Source organism: Ezakiella peruensis (assembly GCF_900215725.1).
GTDB lineage: Bacteria > Bacillota > Clostridia > Tissierellales > Peptoniphilaceae > Ezakiella > Ezakiella peruensis.
In genome coordinates this window covers 168787-185798 of record NZ_LT962469.1, presented here as the reverse complement: position 1 = coordinate 185798, position 17012 = coordinate 168787, and the positions used below count along the sequence as shown (strand labels likewise).

24 protein-coding genes are annotated in these 17012 nt (G+C 28.8%); 7 read left to right on the top strand and 17 right to left on the bottom strand.

Going from position 1 to position 17012, the window contains the following annotated elements; all coding sequences use genetic code 11:
• Positions 1 to 211: 211 nt before the first annotated feature.
• The 15 genes from CUU59_RS00925 to CUU59_RS00865 form a co-directional block, all read right to left on the bottom strand.
• Positions 212 to 622, bottom strand: a complete 411-nt coding sequence (locus CUU59_RS00925) for a single-stranded DNA-binding protein (protein WP_099950155.1) — start codon at positions 620 to 622, stop codon at positions 212 to 214.
• A gap of 12 nt (positions 623 to 634) precedes the next feature.
• A complete protein-coding gene (locus CUU59_RS00920) occupies positions 635 to 1030 on the bottom strand; it encodes a hypothetical protein (RefSeq protein WP_099950154.1) in 396 nt (131 codons plus the stop codon).
• 10 nt (positions 1031 to 1040) lie between these two features.
• Positions 1041 to 2882 (bottom strand): VirD4-like conjugal transfer protein, CD1115 family, encoded by a 1842-nt coding sequence (locus tag CUU59_RS00915; RefSeq protein WP_425432814.1) that lies wholly within the window; start codon positions 2880 to 2882, stop codon positions 1041 to 1043.
• A gap of 20 nt (positions 2883 to 2902) precedes the next feature.
• Positions 2903 to 3616 carry a PBECR4 domain-containing protein gene (locus tag CUU59_RS00910; protein WP_099950152.1) on the bottom strand — a complete coding sequence of 238 codons (714 nt, stop codon included), beginning with the start codon at positions 3614 to 3616 and terminating at the stop codon, positions 2903 to 2905.
• Between the two features lie 371 nt (positions 3617 to 3987).
• A complete protein-coding gene (locus CUU59_RS00905) occupies positions 3988 to 5070 on the bottom strand; it encodes a hypothetical protein (RefSeq protein WP_099950151.1) in 1083 nt (360 codons plus the stop codon).
• A gap of 14 nt (positions 5071 to 5084) precedes the next feature.
• Complete coding sequence (locus CUU59_RS00900; protein ID WP_099950150.1) at positions 5085 to 5594, bottom strand: DUF3801 domain-containing protein; 510 nt, start codon at positions 5592 to 5594, stop codon at positions 5085 to 5087.
• 226 nt (positions 5595 to 5820) lie between these two features.
• On the bottom strand, positions 5821 to 6129 hold the full coding sequence (locus tag CUU59_RS00895; RefSeq protein WP_099950149.1) for a hypothetical protein: 309 nt from the start codon (positions 6127 to 6129) through the stop codon (positions 5821 to 5823).
• Between the two features lie 9 nt (positions 6130 to 6138).
• Complete coding sequence (locus CUU59_RS00890; RefSeq protein ID WP_099950148.1) at positions 6139 to 7332, bottom strand: hypothetical protein; 1194 nt, start codon at positions 7330 to 7332, stop codon at positions 6139 to 6141.
• 17 nt (positions 7333 to 7349) lie between these two features.
• The gene (locus tag CUU59_RS00885; protein ID WP_099950147.1) at positions 7350 to 7607 is read right to left on the bottom strand and encodes a hypothetical protein; all 258 of its coding nucleotides are present in this window, start codon (positions 7605 to 7607) and stop codon (positions 7350 to 7352) included.
• Positions 7594 to 8064, bottom strand: a complete 471-nt coding sequence (locus CUU59_RS00880; protein WP_099950146.1) for a hypothetical protein — start codon at positions 8062 to 8064, stop codon at positions 7594 to 7596. Before CUU59_RS00880 ends, CUU59_RS00885 begins: the two co-directional genes overlap by 14 nt.
• A gap of 73 nt (positions 8065 to 8137) precedes the next feature.
• A complete protein-coding gene (locus CUU59_RS00875) occupies positions 8138 to 8479 on the bottom strand; it encodes a hypothetical protein (protein WP_099950145.1) in 342 nt (113 codons plus the stop codon).
• A gap of 2 nt (positions 8480 to 8481) precedes the next feature.
• Complete coding sequence (locus tag CUU59_RS08105) at positions 8482 to 8643, bottom strand: hypothetical protein (protein WP_169922809.1); 162 nt, start codon at positions 8641 to 8643, stop codon at positions 8482 to 8484.
• Positions 8644 to 8648: 5 nt separating this feature from the next.
• Positions 8649 to 8969, bottom strand: coding sequence for a hypothetical protein (locus tag CUU59_RS00870; RefSeq protein WP_099950144.1), 321 nt, complete (start codon positions 8967 to 8969; stop codon positions 8649 to 8651).
• 45 nt (positions 8970 to 9014) lie between these two features.
• Positions 9015 to 9179: a hypothetical protein gene (locus CUU59_RS08100; RefSeq protein ID WP_169922808.1), complete on the bottom strand. Its 165-nt coding sequence runs from the start codon at positions 9177 to 9179 to the stop codon at positions 9015 to 9017.
• Entirely contained in the window at positions 9169 to 9429 is a 261-nt protein-coding gene (locus CUU59_RS00865) for a helix-turn-helix transcriptional regulator (protein ID WP_099950143.1), read from the bottom strand. Before CUU59_RS00865 ends, CUU59_RS08100 begins: the two co-directional genes overlap by 11 nt.
• A 155-nt stretch (positions 9430 to 9584) precedes the next feature.
• Between CUU59_RS00865 and CUU59_RS00860 the strand changes: the two genes are divergently transcribed.
• The 7 genes from CUU59_RS00860 to CUU59_RS00830 all read left to right on the top strand — a co-directional run bounded on the left by CUU59_RS00860 (position 9585) and on the right by CUU59_RS00830 (position 16034).
• Positions 9585 to 9980, top strand: coding sequence for a helix-turn-helix domain-containing protein (locus CUU59_RS00860; RefSeq protein WP_099950142.1), 396 nt, complete (start codon positions 9585 to 9587; stop codon positions 9978 to 9980).
• A gap of 98 nt (positions 9981 to 10078) precedes the next feature.
• Positions 10079 to 10534 carry an ImmA/IrrE family metallo-endopeptidase gene (locus CUU59_RS00855; RefSeq protein ID WP_099950141.1) on the top strand — a complete coding sequence of 152 codons (456 nt, stop codon included), beginning with the start codon at positions 10079 to 10081 and terminating at the stop codon, positions 10532 to 10534.
• A 172-nt stretch (positions 10535 to 10706) separates the two neighbouring features.
• Entirely contained in the window at positions 10707 to 11129 is a 423-nt protein-coding gene (locus CUU59_RS00850) for a hypothetical protein (RefSeq protein WP_099950140.1), read from the top strand.
• A 51-nt stretch (positions 11130 to 11180) separates the two neighbouring features.
• Positions 11181 to 12332, top strand: coding sequence for a tyrosine-type recombinase/integrase (locus tag CUU59_RS00845; RefSeq protein ID WP_099950139.1), 1152 nt, complete (start codon positions 11181 to 11183; stop codon positions 12330 to 12332).
• 13 nt (positions 12333 to 12345) lie between these two features.
• The gene (locus CUU59_RS08230; protein WP_245870530.1) at positions 12346 to 13245 is read left to right on the top strand and encodes a J domain-containing protein; all 900 of its coding nucleotides are present in this window, start codon (positions 12346 to 12348) and stop codon (positions 13243 to 13245) included.
• Between the two features lie 972 nt (positions 13246 to 14217).
• On the top strand, positions 14218 to 14556 hold the full coding sequence (locus CUU59_RS00835; RefSeq protein ID WP_099950138.1) for a plasmid mobilization protein: 339 nt from the start codon (positions 14218 to 14220) through the stop codon (positions 14554 to 14556).
• Between the two features lie 38 nt (positions 14557 to 14594).
• Positions 14595 to 16034, top strand: a complete 1440-nt coding sequence (locus CUU59_RS00830; RefSeq protein WP_099950137.1) for a relaxase/mobilization nuclease domain-containing protein — start codon at positions 14595 to 14597, stop codon at positions 16032 to 16034.
• 36 nt (positions 16035 to 16070) lie between these two features.
• Here CUU59_RS00830 and CUU59_RS00825 read toward each other — a convergent pair whose 3' ends face one another.
• Both CUU59_RS00825 and CUU59_RS00820 read right to left on the bottom strand, forming a co-directional pair.
• Positions 16071 to 16511 carry a hypothetical protein gene (locus CUU59_RS00825; protein ID WP_099950136.1) on the bottom strand — a complete coding sequence of 147 codons (441 nt, stop codon included), beginning with the start codon at positions 16509 to 16511 and terminating at the stop codon, positions 16071 to 16073.
• Positions 16512 to 16587: 76 nt separating this feature from the next.
• The gene (locus CUU59_RS00820) at positions 16588 to 16971 is read right to left on the bottom strand and encodes a hypothetical protein (RefSeq protein WP_099950135.1); all 384 of its coding nucleotides are present in this window, start codon (positions 16969 to 16971) and stop codon (positions 16588 to 16590) included.
• Positions 16972 to 17012 lie beyond the last annotated feature (41 nt).

The following is a 17012-nucleotide window of genomic DNA, read 5'->3' as shown; positions in this document are numbered from 1 at the left end:
TTAAATCATTTTAACCACCTCTTTGCATAAAAAAAGCACCTTTCGGTGCTAAAGTTAATCATTATGTTTTATTAGTTGTCCTTACATTGGTATCCCTCCTGTTTTTTGCTAGCAAAAAAGCAGCCGCTGACGACTGCTTTATCCCATAACCTATTTCTACACTTATATAATACCACAGCTTGGGCGGACATTAAAGGACATCTTTTTATTTTTAAATTTCCTTCATTTCACTTCTTTTTATATCATGATTAACCTCTTTGCTGCCTTGGCTTTTGGCCTGCTTATCATAATCCTTCATTTCTTTGACAAAAGAGTTTTTTGTTTTTTCTTTTTCTTTCTTGATTAAATCAACTTTATTTACTGATAAAAACTTCTTGTTTTTTCCATCTTTATTTGTATACTCTTTTTCTTCTCCATACACTTTTATTTTTCCACCTTTCAAAAACTTACTTGCGGCTTTTGCAAGCTTGCCAGTGGCTCTGCAATCTGCATATATGGTTTGTCCATCTTCTCCAGTTCTTGCAACTGCAAAATATGCAACTGGAAACTCTTGCCCATCCGAAGATCTGACTTGAGTTTTAACAGTTGGAGCTGCAACTAATCTTCCTTCAAATTCTTTCATTTTTAATTCCTCCTATTTTTCTAATAAACCTTCTTTCTCAATGATTTGATCAATCAGGCTTTTACATTCTTCTCTGGTATAGTCTTGATTTTGAATAAAAGGACTATCATTATAATGAGTACAATCAAATCCAAGACAAAACTCATTCTCACCATTAAGTGTTGTTAAAACTCCAGAGAAAGTAATGCCTCCATGAACATCTAGGTTCATAAGCCTTTTATCATCAAATCTTTTTATTCCATAAAGAATATGATCTTTTGGAATTACTACATATCCACAATACCAAGCAGGATAAACTTCAATTTGATATAGTTTAGCCAATTCTTCTGGTAGGCTTTCAGTATAAATATATTTAATAATATATTTATATCCTTTGTAGTCTTTTTCTTCGACTATTTCGTGCTTCATAATTTCCCTCCTATCCTTTAATAAATTTTCTTTCACTGCTTAGTATTTTCTCTACATTAAAAGTATTCTTATCACTATAATCTGACATCAGCTTATAGTTTGGATGACTTTCTAAAGAATACTTTTTTGATTTGAATGGTCTTAGACCTCTAATTTCTACAATACACTCATCTCCTTCCATTGTTTTTAATTCATCTTGTGTCATTAATTCTCTGCCTAATCCTTGAGAATTTGTGCTTGATGAACGTGACTGTCCTCTGCTTTCTCCTTTTGTGTATGTTTTGATAGTTTGCTTTCCAAGGCCTTCTGACAAACTTTTTAAAGTGGTTTCTTCTTTACCACCTAAAAATATGCTTGTATCGCAGTTACCTATAATTGTGTCGCAACTATCTTTATATATAGCTTTAAGTTGTGATTTTGTTTGCAATATGATGTTTGCAGATATCTCTCTTGATCTTATTGTTGCAATTAATTTTTCAAATTGAGGTATTTGCCCTATATTTGCAAACTCATCAAGAATACATCGCACGTGATAAGGCAACCTGCCTCCGTAGACATCATCTGCCTTTGTGCATAGCAAATTAAACATTTGTGTATACATCATTGCTACTATAAAGTTAAATGTTGAATCAGTATCTGGAACTATTACAAAAAGGGCAGTTCTTCTATCTCCAATCTTGTCAAGCTCCAGCTCGTCATAGCTCATTAAATCTCTTAAATCTTTAATATCAAAAGGCGCTAACCTTGCACCACAAGATATTAAAATTGATTTTGCTGTTTTACCAGCTGCAAGCTTGTATTTTTTATATTGAAGCACTGCAAAATGATTTGGATCCTTTTTTTCAAGATCTTTAAATTTTAGATCAACTCCGTTTTCAAAATTTTCATCATCTTCACGAGTTTCACTCATATTTATTAGCATAATTAAAGTTTCAAAGTTTTGTTCTTCTTCTGGAGCTTCATAATATATTAAACCTATATAAGCCATATACAAAAGCCTTTCTGCCTTAACCCAGAAATCTTCCCCAGCTTTATCTCCTTCGCCTTTTGTATTAATAATAATCGTATTAACTAATTTCATAATGTCTTTTTCATCTCTGATATATGAAAATGGATTGTAGTGCATAGATTTTTTAAAATTAATTAAATTTAGCACTCTTATTTTGTATGGATCTCTCATATATTTTCCATCTGGTGTTTTTAAATATATAACTTCTCCTTTGCTATCTCTTTGAATGTTTCCATTTTTATCTCTTTTTTCTTTTCTGCCACCTTTTTCTAGCATATATCCAAGTTCGTTTAAAAGTGTTCCTTTTGGATCTGTAATAACATAGCTTGAGTGCATTTGAGCAATGTTAGGTTTGGCATAATATCTTGTTTTGCCAGAGCCAGATCCACCAACAATTAAAACATTTTTATTTCTTGCTGTTTTCCAATTTTTAGGTCTTGAATTCATCGTAAGACCCTCACTTTTTGATAAAAGAATATTTTGAAATTTATCTTTATCCATAAAGCCAGCTATCTCCTTGCTGGTTCCCCATCTAGCTGACCCATATTCCTCTCCCTCTCTGGTTTCTCTTTTATCTTTGCTTATTCTTGATCTTATTAGTAAGACAATTATTAAGGTACATCCAGAAGCAAATATTAAGTCTTTTATATTAAATGTAAGCAAAGGTTTTGAATAAATTTGATCTATTCCAGATAGAGTATATACAAATTTTTCAATTATATTTCCAAACAATTGTTGGCGAAATATATAGCTTATTTTACTGAAAAAATGAAATATTAATGATGTAAAAATAAATATTATTGCAGTTTTACTTGTTAGATATTTATCTAAAGTTTTTTTTATGTTATCCATTTTTCTTCTCCTTATAAATCTCGCCCTTGATCTAATTCTTTTTTGTTAGTATCAATTTCTATTTTGTTTAAATCATTAGCTTTTTCTTGCCAGCTAATCATTTCATTTCTAAAAGATGTTTTCTTATTAATAGTTTGATTATTTTCCAATTGATACTGTTTTTGTTTTTCCTTAGAAAATGAAAAAGGGACTTCCGTCCCATCGTCTAAAATTTCTGTAATTGATTTTACTGGTTCATTTATTGTTGTATTTTTAAAATAAGAATCACTGTTTTCTATAATAAATGTTTCAAAATAATCTTCGTAATCACTGCTTGCCAATCCCAGTAACAATAAGTCTTTATCTTTAGACTGCATAGCTAAATAATTACTTTTTAATTTTGTGTTATTCTTAGTCATCTCTACCAATCTTGCGTTTTCAAGATTTTCTAAAAATGGTTTTAAATTCTTTGTTCTTACCTTAAACGACCTAATCATATGGGGGTTATTTTTTGCAATTAAACCAATAATTTTTTTATCATCATACCCCTTGTTAATTACTTCTTTTATTAAATCGCTTCCACGAAGAAATTTTGGATTTTTAAATATATAGTGTACACCAATCAAGTGTAGCAATGACCGCTTGTTTAAATTAACTTCAAAACCCAAGCTATCACTTTTAATTTTAATAATTCTGTCATTAAACTGACTAAACCAATTGTATAAATCATTAACTTTGTGGCTCATATTTCTCCTCCTTTTTTGCAAATAAAAAAGAGCTATGAAAAATCATAACTCTTTTAAATAAGTTTTAGTTGCTTTTAAATAACAAAGATTACCCTAGCTCCTAAGTCCTCCGATTAACTTTAACGGATATGCTTTTTCCAGTGACGAATACTTCCGACGCCCTCGCTCGGCTAAAGGCAAGCATAGCCTTCAATCCTCATTGATTGGAAACAATCTTTTTAGATTGCAAGTATATTTTAGCACGTTATAAGCGTATTGTCAAATTTCGCATTGCATTAATTACAAATATGCACCCTTGCGTGTGCAGGAATTACGCAAGCTTTAACCCAAAAACCGACGTAAATTGAGGATCACCCCTGCGTATGCAGGAATTATTCAGTCCTTATTACACTCTCCGAGGGTAATATGGGAGCGCCCTGCCTGTCCATAGGAATATAAACTTTTGTGCGCATGAATATACGCATTGGAGTATTTGCATATTTAATATTATTATATTTTTCTTTTTTTAAGATATATTTTAATAGCAATTCATTTAATTTTGTTTCTGTTGTTGCTACAGCTGTATTAGGCACTTTTATTGTAATATTCTTTATATTGTAATCTTTTTTTATAATCTCCATATATTTATCTGTGCTAAGCCCAAGGCTATCTATATATTCTTGTGCTTCTTTCTCTGTTGTAAATTCATGTTCTTTAAATATATATACCTCTTTTAAATTTTTATGTTCTATATATTCACCGCCAGAGTTTTCAGCGTAGGCTTTAATATAGTTAAAGTATTCTTTTACTGGTATTTGGTTAGTTTTCCATGTTTTTATATAGCTTCCTGTAATATATTTATCTGTAGGCACTAGTGTTGCTGAAAATTCAATATTATTTTCTTTTTCAGAAATGGTCTTGGCAATTGAAATTTTAACCAAGTCTTGTGATTCTTCATAAGCTTTCTTGCTTTCTAATAATTCTGTGAATTCTTCCAAATCTTGTTCATCAATTAAAGAATATTCCATTGCAATATTTTTTAATGATGCGTCCTCTTTATTGGGGGTAAAATCTGCACAAAATCTTAGAACAAGCATTATACAAAGTGTAGCTTTAAATATTCTAACATCTTTTTTGTTATATACCGATTCAAAAAGAAAAAAGACAGGAATACCAAAGCCTATGCCAGCAAGTAATGGTAAGATTTTTAAAAAAACATTAGATTTGAAATCTTTTAGATTAATTTTATATGGCGGCATTTCTGATAAATATGGAGGCACCACTATAGTTGTATAATTTTCATTTGTTTTTATAATCATATCATTCGAACGCTTTTGTAGTATAGATTCTCCATAGTTGGAACTTGTCCCCATTATTTTACCAATTATTAAGACTCCGTAGATTAATAAGTTTAATGCTATAATAGCCTTCACAATTTTCTTTCTAGTCTTTTTTTCTTTTGTTTCAATGTTCATATTTACCTCCAACACTACCTTGAAATGTCTTGATTCTTTATCTTTGCCCTGTCCTCTTTTTCTGCTTGCTTCTCTTTAGCTTGTTTATCATATTCTTTCATTTCTCGTCTAAAGCTTTTACCTTGATTGCGTTCTCTAGACTTTTGAATTTCTTTAAGAATTTCATTGACTTTTTTTCTGTCTTTAGCCTTAAACAAGATTTTGTTAGATATATTCGTTTTTTGCTCTTTGTCTAAAATCTGGTATTCAACCCCATTTTTATTGGCAAGAATTTTAAAGTTTTCAACCAAATCATCAGGTAGTTGTATACAATCCAGCTTTCCATTGTATCGCTTGAATAGATCTTCAGCACTAGGTCTACCCTCTTTGTCTGAAAACATTTTATCCAGGTTGGATATCATTTCTGCAACTGTATATAAAAATCTTCCTGAATCTTGAGTCATATCTAGTGCCAGCTTTGCTATCTCAATCATAGCCTCTGGTAATTTACCTCCGTCTTTAGCGACTTGTTCTGTTAAGTCCATACTTTACACCTCCGTTTTGTATTTTTAAGTATATTTCACTAATTTAAGTTTATCACAGCTTGGGCGGACATTAAAGGACATCTTTTTTTATTTCCATTGCCTATTAAAAACTCTTTGAGTTTATAACAAGCAATGCTACCGCATAAGCCTCTGTTTTGTATTCTAAAAACTTCAGCTTATTTTGGTTTGAGTTTTAGTTCTAGATGAAATTACACAACTCTCAAACTTAAATGCACGCATAAATCATAGCTAATTGACCCAGAATAAAGAGAATTGAACCAAAGTCATATAGAATTTGCTCATTTATAACTCTGTGAATTGAGAGTGTAACTAAACCTGAGATTATAAGGCCAATACCCGTATAAATCCAATCAAGTTTAATATCTCTTACGAATAGCAACAAGGCAACAATCACAAGACTTGTGAATGTTATAACTATGTTTCGTTTTGAAAGTTTGTTTTTATCTGACACGCTTACTCCCCTTGTTAAAAAAATTAATAAATATTGCAAGAAAAACATTGATGTAGTAATCATTTTTACCTCCTAAATGCTTGCAGATAAGCCAAATGAAGTATTTGGATTATCAGTATCAATGGCTTGTTCATCGTTAAATTTATAAGTCAAAAGATCCTTTAGCTCTTGTTCTGTATAACTATCCGCTAGAACAGTATTGCCAAGATTGTATACTTCAAATTTTTTTGATTTGTTTGTTTTGTGATTGTTTATATCTTTGTAGTTTCCGTTGAGGACTTTAGCTAAATTATCTGGTTTAAAGAACCAATCAAATTTAACTCCTCCAGCATAGTTTTTTAAATAATTGCTCTCAGAAATCAAGCTTATAGCTTTTTGAATTTGGTCTTTGCTATAAACCTCCAAGGTGTTTGATATTGTGTTTTGTATATTCTTTGTTGCAACAATTATTTTTTGCCCACTTGTTTTGTCCATCTCTTGATTCCAAGAATTTATAATTTCTTTAATTTCGTTGGTGATTGTTTTTTTGTCTGTAGCTTTATTAATTATATTATTATTAATATTATAACTACTAAAACTATTATCTGTATGTGTAATATTTGTATGTGTATTCTCTGTATATGTCCTATCATTTTTGATAGGACCCCTCCTATCAAATTTGTTAGGACCCCTCCTATCATTTTTGATAGGAGGTCCTACCACACTTTCTTTAGGTAAAGTCGATTGCTTGTTGTCAATGCTTTCATCGATTTGTATTTTTTCTTGTTGAATATCTGATTCTTCAAAATTTAAATCATCACTATTTTTTTCATTTTCATTATTTGGAAAATCATCATCTTCTTCTGGAAAAGTTTTTTTCATTAACTCATCAAAATTTAATTTTATAAACATAGTATTATATAAAATTTGTCCACTTTCAGTTTCCACATCTCTAAAAACTCTTTCAATAACTTTATGTTCTTCAAGGTAAATTAAATTTCTTGTTGCAGTCATTCTTCCAATTGAAAACATATCACAAAATTCATTATATGATCTCTGTAATAAATCTGATTTAAATCTTTTCACAAAAACCTCACCATTTTCATCACGAATAATGGTTGGTCTATACCAGTAAACTATATTAGCTAACATCAAAAGAGCCATTGCATTTATCTTGCCCTTTTCATCTTTAAATGTACTATACCAAGTAGAAGGAACAACGTCACCTCTAAAAGATATATTAGCCATCTTATCAACAACTTTATTTCCAGTTCTTTTAATAATCATCAAACACCTCGTATATATTAAACCTTGTAAATTAAACCATTTACAGATTTAGTTTCAATTTTATTTCCATATTTTTCAGAGACCTCTTTTATACTTTCAGCTCTGACAAATCTTATATCATCACAACCCTTACACCTAAGAGCGTATAAAGATTCTCCTAATCTCAATGTGTAAAGCTCATCGTTACAATGTTTACATCTATAACCATAGAATGTAAACGGAGTGTTATATAGATCCGCAAAGATCCTTTGAACATCTGTTTTATTCAAACTCATATCTTCCCTCATAATAAATTCTTGCAAAAGAAGTTAAGGCTTCACTTAAAATTCTTCTTGTGTGCCTAACAGAATAGTTCATAAGCATAGCTATATCTTCTTGGTGCATAGTTTCTACATATGTGTAATACAGAATTCTAGATTGATTCAAATTATTTAGCTGAAATATTTCTTTTATAATTTTGTCTTTTAAAAATATCAGCTTGTTTAATAAAGCCTCTTTTTCATTCACTAATTCCTCAAGTCTAATAATTGCATTAGGGATTTCGTCATTTGAAATATAAATTGACTTAACGCTTACCTCTTTATAGTTTGTCAAAGATTTTAAGGATGTAAGTCTAGCCTCAGCTTCATCGATTTGGTTTTCCAAGACAGTTATTTTAAACTGCAAATCTTTTATTGATTCTAAGTAACTAACTACTTCACATACTACAGGATTATCTACATTCATTTGCATTTTCGCTCCTCTTCTATTCTCTTCAAAAAAACATATGCTAACATACAACATATTAAGAATATGATTTTATCCATTATCTTCCACGATTAACAAACAACATTTGCTGACCTCTAAATTCTTGCAAGAAGTCATTAATCATTGATTTAATAGCATATTTCCTATTGCCTTGTTTGATTACAGGAAAGTATGGATCTTCCATTAAAAGCCTTGCATTATATTCAGTAACTCCCAAATAATCTGATAAATTTGGAATATCTAAGAGTTCTGGATATTCCTTAACTTTGATTAATTCAGATAACAAGGTTAAAACTTCATTTCTTCCCAATTTGTAATTGATGTTTTCAGTATCAATTACATCGTCATAAATAATTTCACCTTCATAAACATCTTGATCTTCATAATTTAAATTTCTCATACTCAACCTCTGTTTTCTTTAGTCGATATAACACTAATAACTTCTACTCTCTCGTATTCATCTTTTTCTTTATTAAGTAGATCCTCAAATGCTTCAAAAACCATTTTTTTGTTTGCAAAGTTTGTATCTACTTCATAGCTGATTGTTACTAAAAACTTTTTCATAATTTTTACTCAACTGTGCTTAATTCTTGAATATATGATTCATATACTATTGAAGATATGAAATTCCAAAATTCCTTTGTACATCCAACGTCTGTGCCATTTATAACTAGCAATCCTCTAGATTTATATTCATCCAGAAGTTCTCTTTCTCCTGGTCTAACTTTTCCTCTTTCTAAGTATTGATCAGTCAAACTAAACATTAAAAATGGGAAAAGCCTAATCTCTAATACGCTTGTATCTCTACCAAACATTTTTTGGAATTTAGGATTTAAAATTTTTACATATTCTGCATTTCCCCTAGGTTTTTCAATTAACTTCTTATTCATTTCTTCTACCTCCAAATTATTCATCTTTTGTAAATTATCTGATTTTTATGAAAAATGCTGTTCTTTAACAAGCCAAGCTTTATTAAATTTCTTACGCTCTGCTTCAACAATCTCGTCTATATGTTTTTGTTTTTCATAGATTTTTAAATAAATTTCACCATTATCTATTTTTTTCTTACATTTAAAATTTTTACAATTCTTACAAGTCATTTTCTCCTCCTTGTACATTTTCGTTTATAAGTGTACTTTTTGTACTATTTTTGGGTAAAAAAATTTCTTCAACAGGGCAATTTAAAATTTTTGCAATTTTAATTGACAAATCGCTAGATGGATTTCTCTCCCCTTTTTCTAAGAAGAAAATATACCTTTCAGTCACACCAGCTTTATAAGCCAATTCTGTGGCTGATACTTTTTTCTTATCTCTAATTTTCCTTAAATTATTATTTGAACTTTGTTTCAAATTATCACCTACTTTCTATCTATATTGTACAGTACATTTTGTTATATGTCAATACCTTTTTGTACATTTTTTAAAAAAATATAGAAATAAATTCTACGCTGTGTTATAATAAGAGTACAGTCAGTTCAGAACAAGAAAGAACGAGGAGGAAATATATGAAAAATTCTATTGGTGACAGAATAAGAAGATTAAGAATAGAAAATAACTTAACTCAACTTGAGCTTGCAAATAAGATTGATATTACACCAAAATCTATTTCATTCTACGAATTAGACCAAAGAACACCTGGAAAAGATATTCTAGAAAAATTAGCAAACACTTTATCCACTACCCCAGAATACATAATGTACGGAGTAGCCTCAAGCGACCTACCAAATGACATTGGATCAGCTTTCGATGATATACTGGAACTTCTTGATGATGAAGATTCAATAGCTTTTTATGGAGATATAACAAAGCTAAATCAAGAACAAAGGGAAATACTTAAAAGTGCCATAAAACACGCAATAGATATGACAAATACAATGGTTAACAGAGAAAACAATGATTAGACCTAGAAAAATTTCTAGGTCTTTTTTGTTGACTTATATTTTATTTGTGATATAATTAATTTGTCGATACACGAAGTTTAAATTCATTGAGGTGAGATATGAACGAACTAGATATTTACAAGAAAACCAATCAAACCATCTTTAACAATAAAACATTAGACGAAGTAGCTGAAGATATGAACATTCAAATTGAAGAAATAAAACTATCTGGAACAGATGGATTTTATATAAAGAGGAATAAAAGAAAAATAATTTTTTTAAATTCTGATCTTTCATTTGAAAAACGAAACTTTATTCTTGCCCACGAACTGGGACATTCAATTTTACACGAGAGCCTGCATATGGCTTTTAGCAAGATTAACACATACCACAGACTAGATCGATATGAAACAGAAGCTGATTTTTTTGCAACTTGTTTAATAATAAATGATGAAGTCATAAAAGAATTATGTATTGAAAATGATTATACAAGTAAAATGTTAGCAGACAAATTTGGAATCCCATTTGATTTAATAGAAAAAAGAATAAATCTTTTTAAAGAGGTTAATTGTTAATAAATAGTAATATAATTATTTCGTATTGTAATATTAATATTAATTTTATATAATATTTAAAGTTTTTCATTATTTAGCTTGAATTATGAGTACACATCTTGTATAATTACATTAAAGTGATGACTCGTTTTATTACAAATCACTACTTATGAAAAAATATTAGGAGGAAAAAATGAAGAAAGCAACTTATTTATTAATCGCTCTTGCGTTAGTATTTTTACTATTTGGATGCAAGAAAACAACCACAGTAAGTATTAGTGACTGCATAGGAATTAAGACTTACGGAGAAAACGGATCAGGAACTGTAAACATTACACAGGATTATGACCTACTATCTTCAAAAATCTATAAGGCTATATATGGGAAAGAGCTAACTATGGAAGATATGAATAAAAAACCACTTGGCATAATCTCTGAAATAGAATCAGTTGTTAACAAATATGACGCTATAATCGTTGACAAAGATAAGATAAACGGAACGCTCAAGAATGGCGATAAAGTTAAAGTTGAAATTAAACTTGTAGATACAGAACCAAAGATTGATGTTAGAATCAAAGAAGAAACTGTTGAATACACAGTAGAGGGTTTAAAATAATTAACCCTCTACCCTTTTTAAGGGTTACATATTTTAAAGGAGAGTTATATTTTGGCGAGTCATTATGCAGGAGAAGGATCAGTATATAAAAGAATTGTAAATGGCAAAACTTATTGGACAGCACAAGTTTATTTATATAAAGATCCTATTACTGAAAAATGGAAGAAAAAGACCAAAACAAAAAAGAGAAAATCTGATTGCGTTGATTGGTTGATAAAGATTAGAGCGGACATTGCTAGTGGTAAATTTTCAGAATCTGGCGAAACAACTCTTAGAACTTTTATTGAATATTGGCTTGATTTATATGTTAAAAACAATAGAGCTTTTTCAACTTTCAATTTGTATAAATATTATTATTACAATAAAACTCTTCCAAGTTTTATAGCTAATAAAAAAATGAGCGAAATAATCTCAAGCGATATTTATATACACTTAAAAAGGCAAAGAGATAATGGGGAAACAATTACAAATTTAAATAGCCAATTGATGTTTTTAAATACAGTATTTAATCAAGCAGTAAAATTAGATGTTATTACTAAAAATCCAGCAAAAAGTATAGAAGAGTTTAAGCCTGATAAAAAAGAAATAAATCTAAAAAATGAATTTTATACATTCACTGTCGAAGAGCAGGAAACAATAATAAATAGCTTAGATTTAGATAACAACTACCACTTGGCTGTATACTTATTATTTTCCACAGGATTAAGAATTGGAGAATTATTAGCCTTGAGGTGGGAGGATATCGAAGGTAATCAAATCAACATAACAAGACAATGGACGACAGTAGCAGTTAGACAAGAAGATGGATCATATAAAATGGAAAGTTTTTTTTCGAGACCAAAAACAGAAAATTCAATTAGGAAAGTTCCCTTGCCAGAAAATGTTTACAAAACACTTAAACCATATATGACTAAAGGACTAATTTTCCCATCTCCAAGATATAAAACTATTCCTATGAGCAAGGATACAGTTTTAAAATATTTTAGAAAGCTTTTAGATGACATAGGAATTGAAAGTAAAGACAAAACTTTACACAAAATTAGGCACGCTTATGCAACAAGACTTTTTGAAGCAGGCGCTGATCTTAAAACAGTTGCAGATCTTATGGGTCATAGTAGTTTAAAAATGTTAAATGAGATATACTTACATGTAAGTAAAGATAAAAAAACGCAAACAGTGGATTTAATAAACAAATTTTTTTAAGGAGGATTTCAAAATGTCAATATTAACAATTTTTTTATTAATTATTTTATTCATAATATTCGCTGTATTTTTTCAATTTATTGCTATGCCAGTTTTTGGTTTGGCTATAATGTTTTTAAAAGACTTATTTGCCATACCTGTATTCTTATCAATCCAGATGGTCGAAAGTAAAATGATGAAAGAATCAACTACATTTTTTAAAATAGTGGTTTTTTTAGCAATAACTATAACTGGCTTCAGAATAATATATAAGGTCGTAAAAAAAATAGCTGATAAAAGTAAGTTGGCATTCTATATTATGACATTTATCTCATCAGCATGGATATCTTTAACATCAGTTAAAACATATTATGAATATATAATGCCATCTATTAGAGCCATTACTCAAAAAGGTTATCTCAATAAAAAAAATCCAATCCCAGAGGTCATAACTGAACACGGAGAAATAGCTAGTCAAAAATTTTTAAACTTTAAAATGGATCTATTTTCAGACAATGCCATTATCAACATTATCTATTTCATAGGCATCTTTGCCTTAGCGTATTTTATAAAATGCTTGATTTTCGATGTTGATATCCCTAAAATCAAAAAGAAAAATGAAGATGAAAACGAAGACGAATTTGAATTTAACTTTGAAGATGATAATTATAACTATAACTATTATGAAGAAGAAAATCATAAGCAAAATGAATCACACATAAAAGATTATTATTCAATTTTAGATGTATCAAAAAATGCAAGCATTGAAGAAATTAGACTTGCATATAGAAGACAAATTGCAAAATATCACCCTGATAAAAATTCAGGATCTACTAACTCAACAGAAATTACAAAGCTCATTAATGAAGCATATGATATTTTGTCTGATCCAGAAAAAAGAGATCAATATGATAGATTTGGAATTGTTTTATAAGCGAACATAGCTTTTCATATTAAGCCTCAAATAAAAAAGCAGGTGCCAATAGCTTTACAGCTTGACACCTGTTTTTTGTATAACCGATCTTAATTATTCAAAATTTTTTCTAATTTTTTGATGTAAGATTTTAAATCTAACGTATCTGAATTGAATAAAACCTCCCCATCATAATTTATATTATTTTTAATCTCGCTTCCCCTAACACGAGCAACTTTATCTTCAGAAAAATTTTCTTTATCTCCTGCCTCAACTTTATAAAAATTTTTGCATTCATAGATAGATAGAAGAAAAACTTAATTCAGATTTTAAAATTACAACATAGAGGAAAGTAAATTGCGTATAAGTAACATATATGATATAATTATAGTAGAGTATTAAAGCTTGTCACTTAACTTAACAAATAAATTGTTCATACTCTTTACATTTTATTTGTTCCAGTTAAGTTTTTCAGTGCAAGCCTGCACTGTCTAAAACACAAACACTCATACTCTTCGTGTTGTGGTTTTAGCTCGGGCGTGCAGGAGAGCTTTCAAACAATTTTTATAATTTATTATCATAATTAGAAAATTTTAAGTAAATTATAAAACTATGTTTTTGTCGCTCTCCTGATTAGCCAGCTTCGGGGATGAGTACTCACCCCCACCATTTTAAAGTTTTTTATGTAATTAATATTTTCGATTTTTACAGACTCGTCTATAAAAATTTACTCAATATTAAATACCAAAACTTTAAAATATGTGACAACTTTACCTCGGATTGCTTATAATCTCAAAACCATTTTCTTCAAAAAGATTTATCAAACAGGGCAATCAAGTTGTCATTTTTTAAAAATATATTTTTAAAAAACTGGTTGGTGGGATTCCCCCAAACCCCCTCWAAAATTTTTTCGTTTAAGAAAAACTTTTAGCTAACCGCCACAGCTGTTAGAATTATTTTATTTAAATTTTACAGAAAGGAGGAAATAAATTTATGGCTAATAGAATTAGAAATAAGCAAGTAAAATTTTATGTTACAGATGAAGAATATGATTTAATTATGAAAAATTATAATCAAAGCAAGGCAAGATCTCTTAGTGATTTTTTAAGAAAAATGTCTATTAATGGAAGAATATTTGAAGTAGATCTATCATCGGTTTTTAAGTTTAATAATGAAGTTAACGCAATAGGAAACAACTTAAATCAGATTGCTAGAAAAATAAATACCTATGATTATGCAGACGCAGATGATATTGACTTTATAAAAAATAGTATAAAAGAGATTAAGAAAACTCAAAAAGAAATTCTAAATGAAATAAATATTAAGAGATAAATTATTTTTAAATTTTACAGAAAGGAGGAAATAAATTTATGGCAGTAGCTTATGCAGGGACAATAAAATATAATTTGCAACACGCAATTGATTACATTTTAAATGAAGAAAAAACAAAAGGCTTAACATATTCTCACGCTTGCTCGGAAGAATTTGCTGCTTGGGAATTTATGGAAGTTCAAAAAGAATTCCCTAATCCACTTAGAAAAAATTTAGCAAGAAGTTGGATGATCTCTTTTCCAAATTGGGAAAAAGATGTAACCCCAGAACTAGTTATGCAATTCACAAAAGATTTTATGCAAGAAGTTTATGGAGAAAATTTTCAATATTTAATTGCTGTTCATCAAGATAAAGATCATTTGCACGCTCACGTTATTTATAATAATGTAAGTCATATAACAGGAAAATCCCCTGTGGTAGATAATGCTTTTATATTTGGCGCAAAAGAGAAATCTGATATATTATGTAAAAAATATGGTTTAAGTATAATAATAAATGATAAGAACAATCGTGATGAGAAAAACTTTTCTATTGAGAAAGATGGCAAGACTTTTACAAAAAGTTACAAGACTGAATACTCTAAAAAGAAAGGCGAAAAATATGCTGAAAGCAGAGGACAGTCTTATAAGAAAACCATTAAATCAACTATTGATTTAGCAATTAAAAATTCAAAATCATATGAAGATTTTAAAAATTTTCTTCTTGATAATAATATTGAAATTAAAGAAGGAAAACATTTAGCTTTTAGATTAAAAAACTCTGGACAAGAAAGATTTATTAGAGGATATACAATTGACAACTCAAGTAAGTATAAGGATAAAAGTAAATATACTCTTGAAGGCATACTAAATAGAATTGAATATAATAATAAAAAGAGAAAAGAAAAAAGTTATAATTACACCAAATCTAGAATTATTAATTTATCTAAAAATCAAAAAGCTATTGATAGCGAAGCTTATATGTCATGGGCAATAAAGCAAAATCTAGAAAACATATCTGATATTTTTATTAGAATGAGCGAACTTGACATTAGAAACATAAATGAAATCAATGTCAAATTACAAGAAATAGATGAAAATACAGATCCATTATATATAGAAAAGAATAAGCTAAAATCACAAGTTAGTGTTTTAAATACCTGGGCAAAGAATTTAAACACAATTAAGAAATATAGTAAAATTTATGATGAATACGAAAAATCAAATTCATCCAAATTTTATAATAAATACAGTGAAGAAATTGAACAATATATGCAAGCATATAAGGCACTTGACGATAAACAAAGAAATGCTAACTTAGAAAATTTAATAGGCGAATTGAACAAAAGAAAAAGCAAACTTAAATCGATAGAAGAAAAAATAGATAAACTAGATTCAGAAAAATATGAGCTTAATCAAATAAAGAAAAGCTTAGAGGATTTTATGGAAATTGATAAAGATTTAGATAAATCTAAACCATTAATTGAGCAATCTAGATAAAAAAATAAGAGGTGAGATTTTTTAAAACTCACCTCTTTATCTTTCTATATTTATTTTACGATCTTTAGTTCCGTATAATTTTTCAATCATCTCATTATAAACAACTTTATCTTGATCTCTTATATCACCGCCACTAATATAAAAATTATAAGACCTGGTTAGATCATCAATTAAAAAATCTTCTGTTAAATTAGATAAAAATAAATCATTCATTTCTTTTAATGATTGATATACATCTAATTTTACTATTAAATCATTAGCTTTTATGAAATATGCAGATTTTTCTATATTAACAATAGCGTTTAAAACGACATTATCAATTATGACCTTTAACAGGCTTATATTTGAACTTTGCTCGTAATCATATACAATTAGTCCTGATTCCAAAACAAATTGATCTATGAGCTTTTTAGAGCGTTGTTTTTCTTTATGAAATGCTATATTTTTATTTTTATTAATTATTTGCTCATTTTCCATTTAAAATTCTCTCCTTACATTTTAAAATTGAATTTTCTACATAATAATAGCCACTGATAAATTCAGCGGCTATTATTTATATTTCTCCAGCGTCTACTCTTCTTAATATTTCATTAAATAGGCTACTTGCCATACTGTAATTATACTCACTTCTTGATTCGACTTCTATCGTTCTTATATTTTGCTTATTAGCATTTTCAAGAATCTTCATCTTGTCAGAATCTTGAGTAACTGTTGCACCTTTATTAACCTCTATCAACAATTCTTTAATTTTATTTGGCAAATCTTCTCTTTGCAAATAAAGATCCATTGCTTCATTATCAGAAATATCTTCTCCCATTTTTATTTTTTCGTTTTGTACTTCTCTAAAACCATCTAATACAAAATTCAATCTTTGTTCAGCTTCCTCTGGATCCTTTTTTAGTAAGTCATAATATTTTTCTCTGCTTAATTGCTTCATTAATCACAACTCCTTTCATTGACTTTATTATATCATTACTT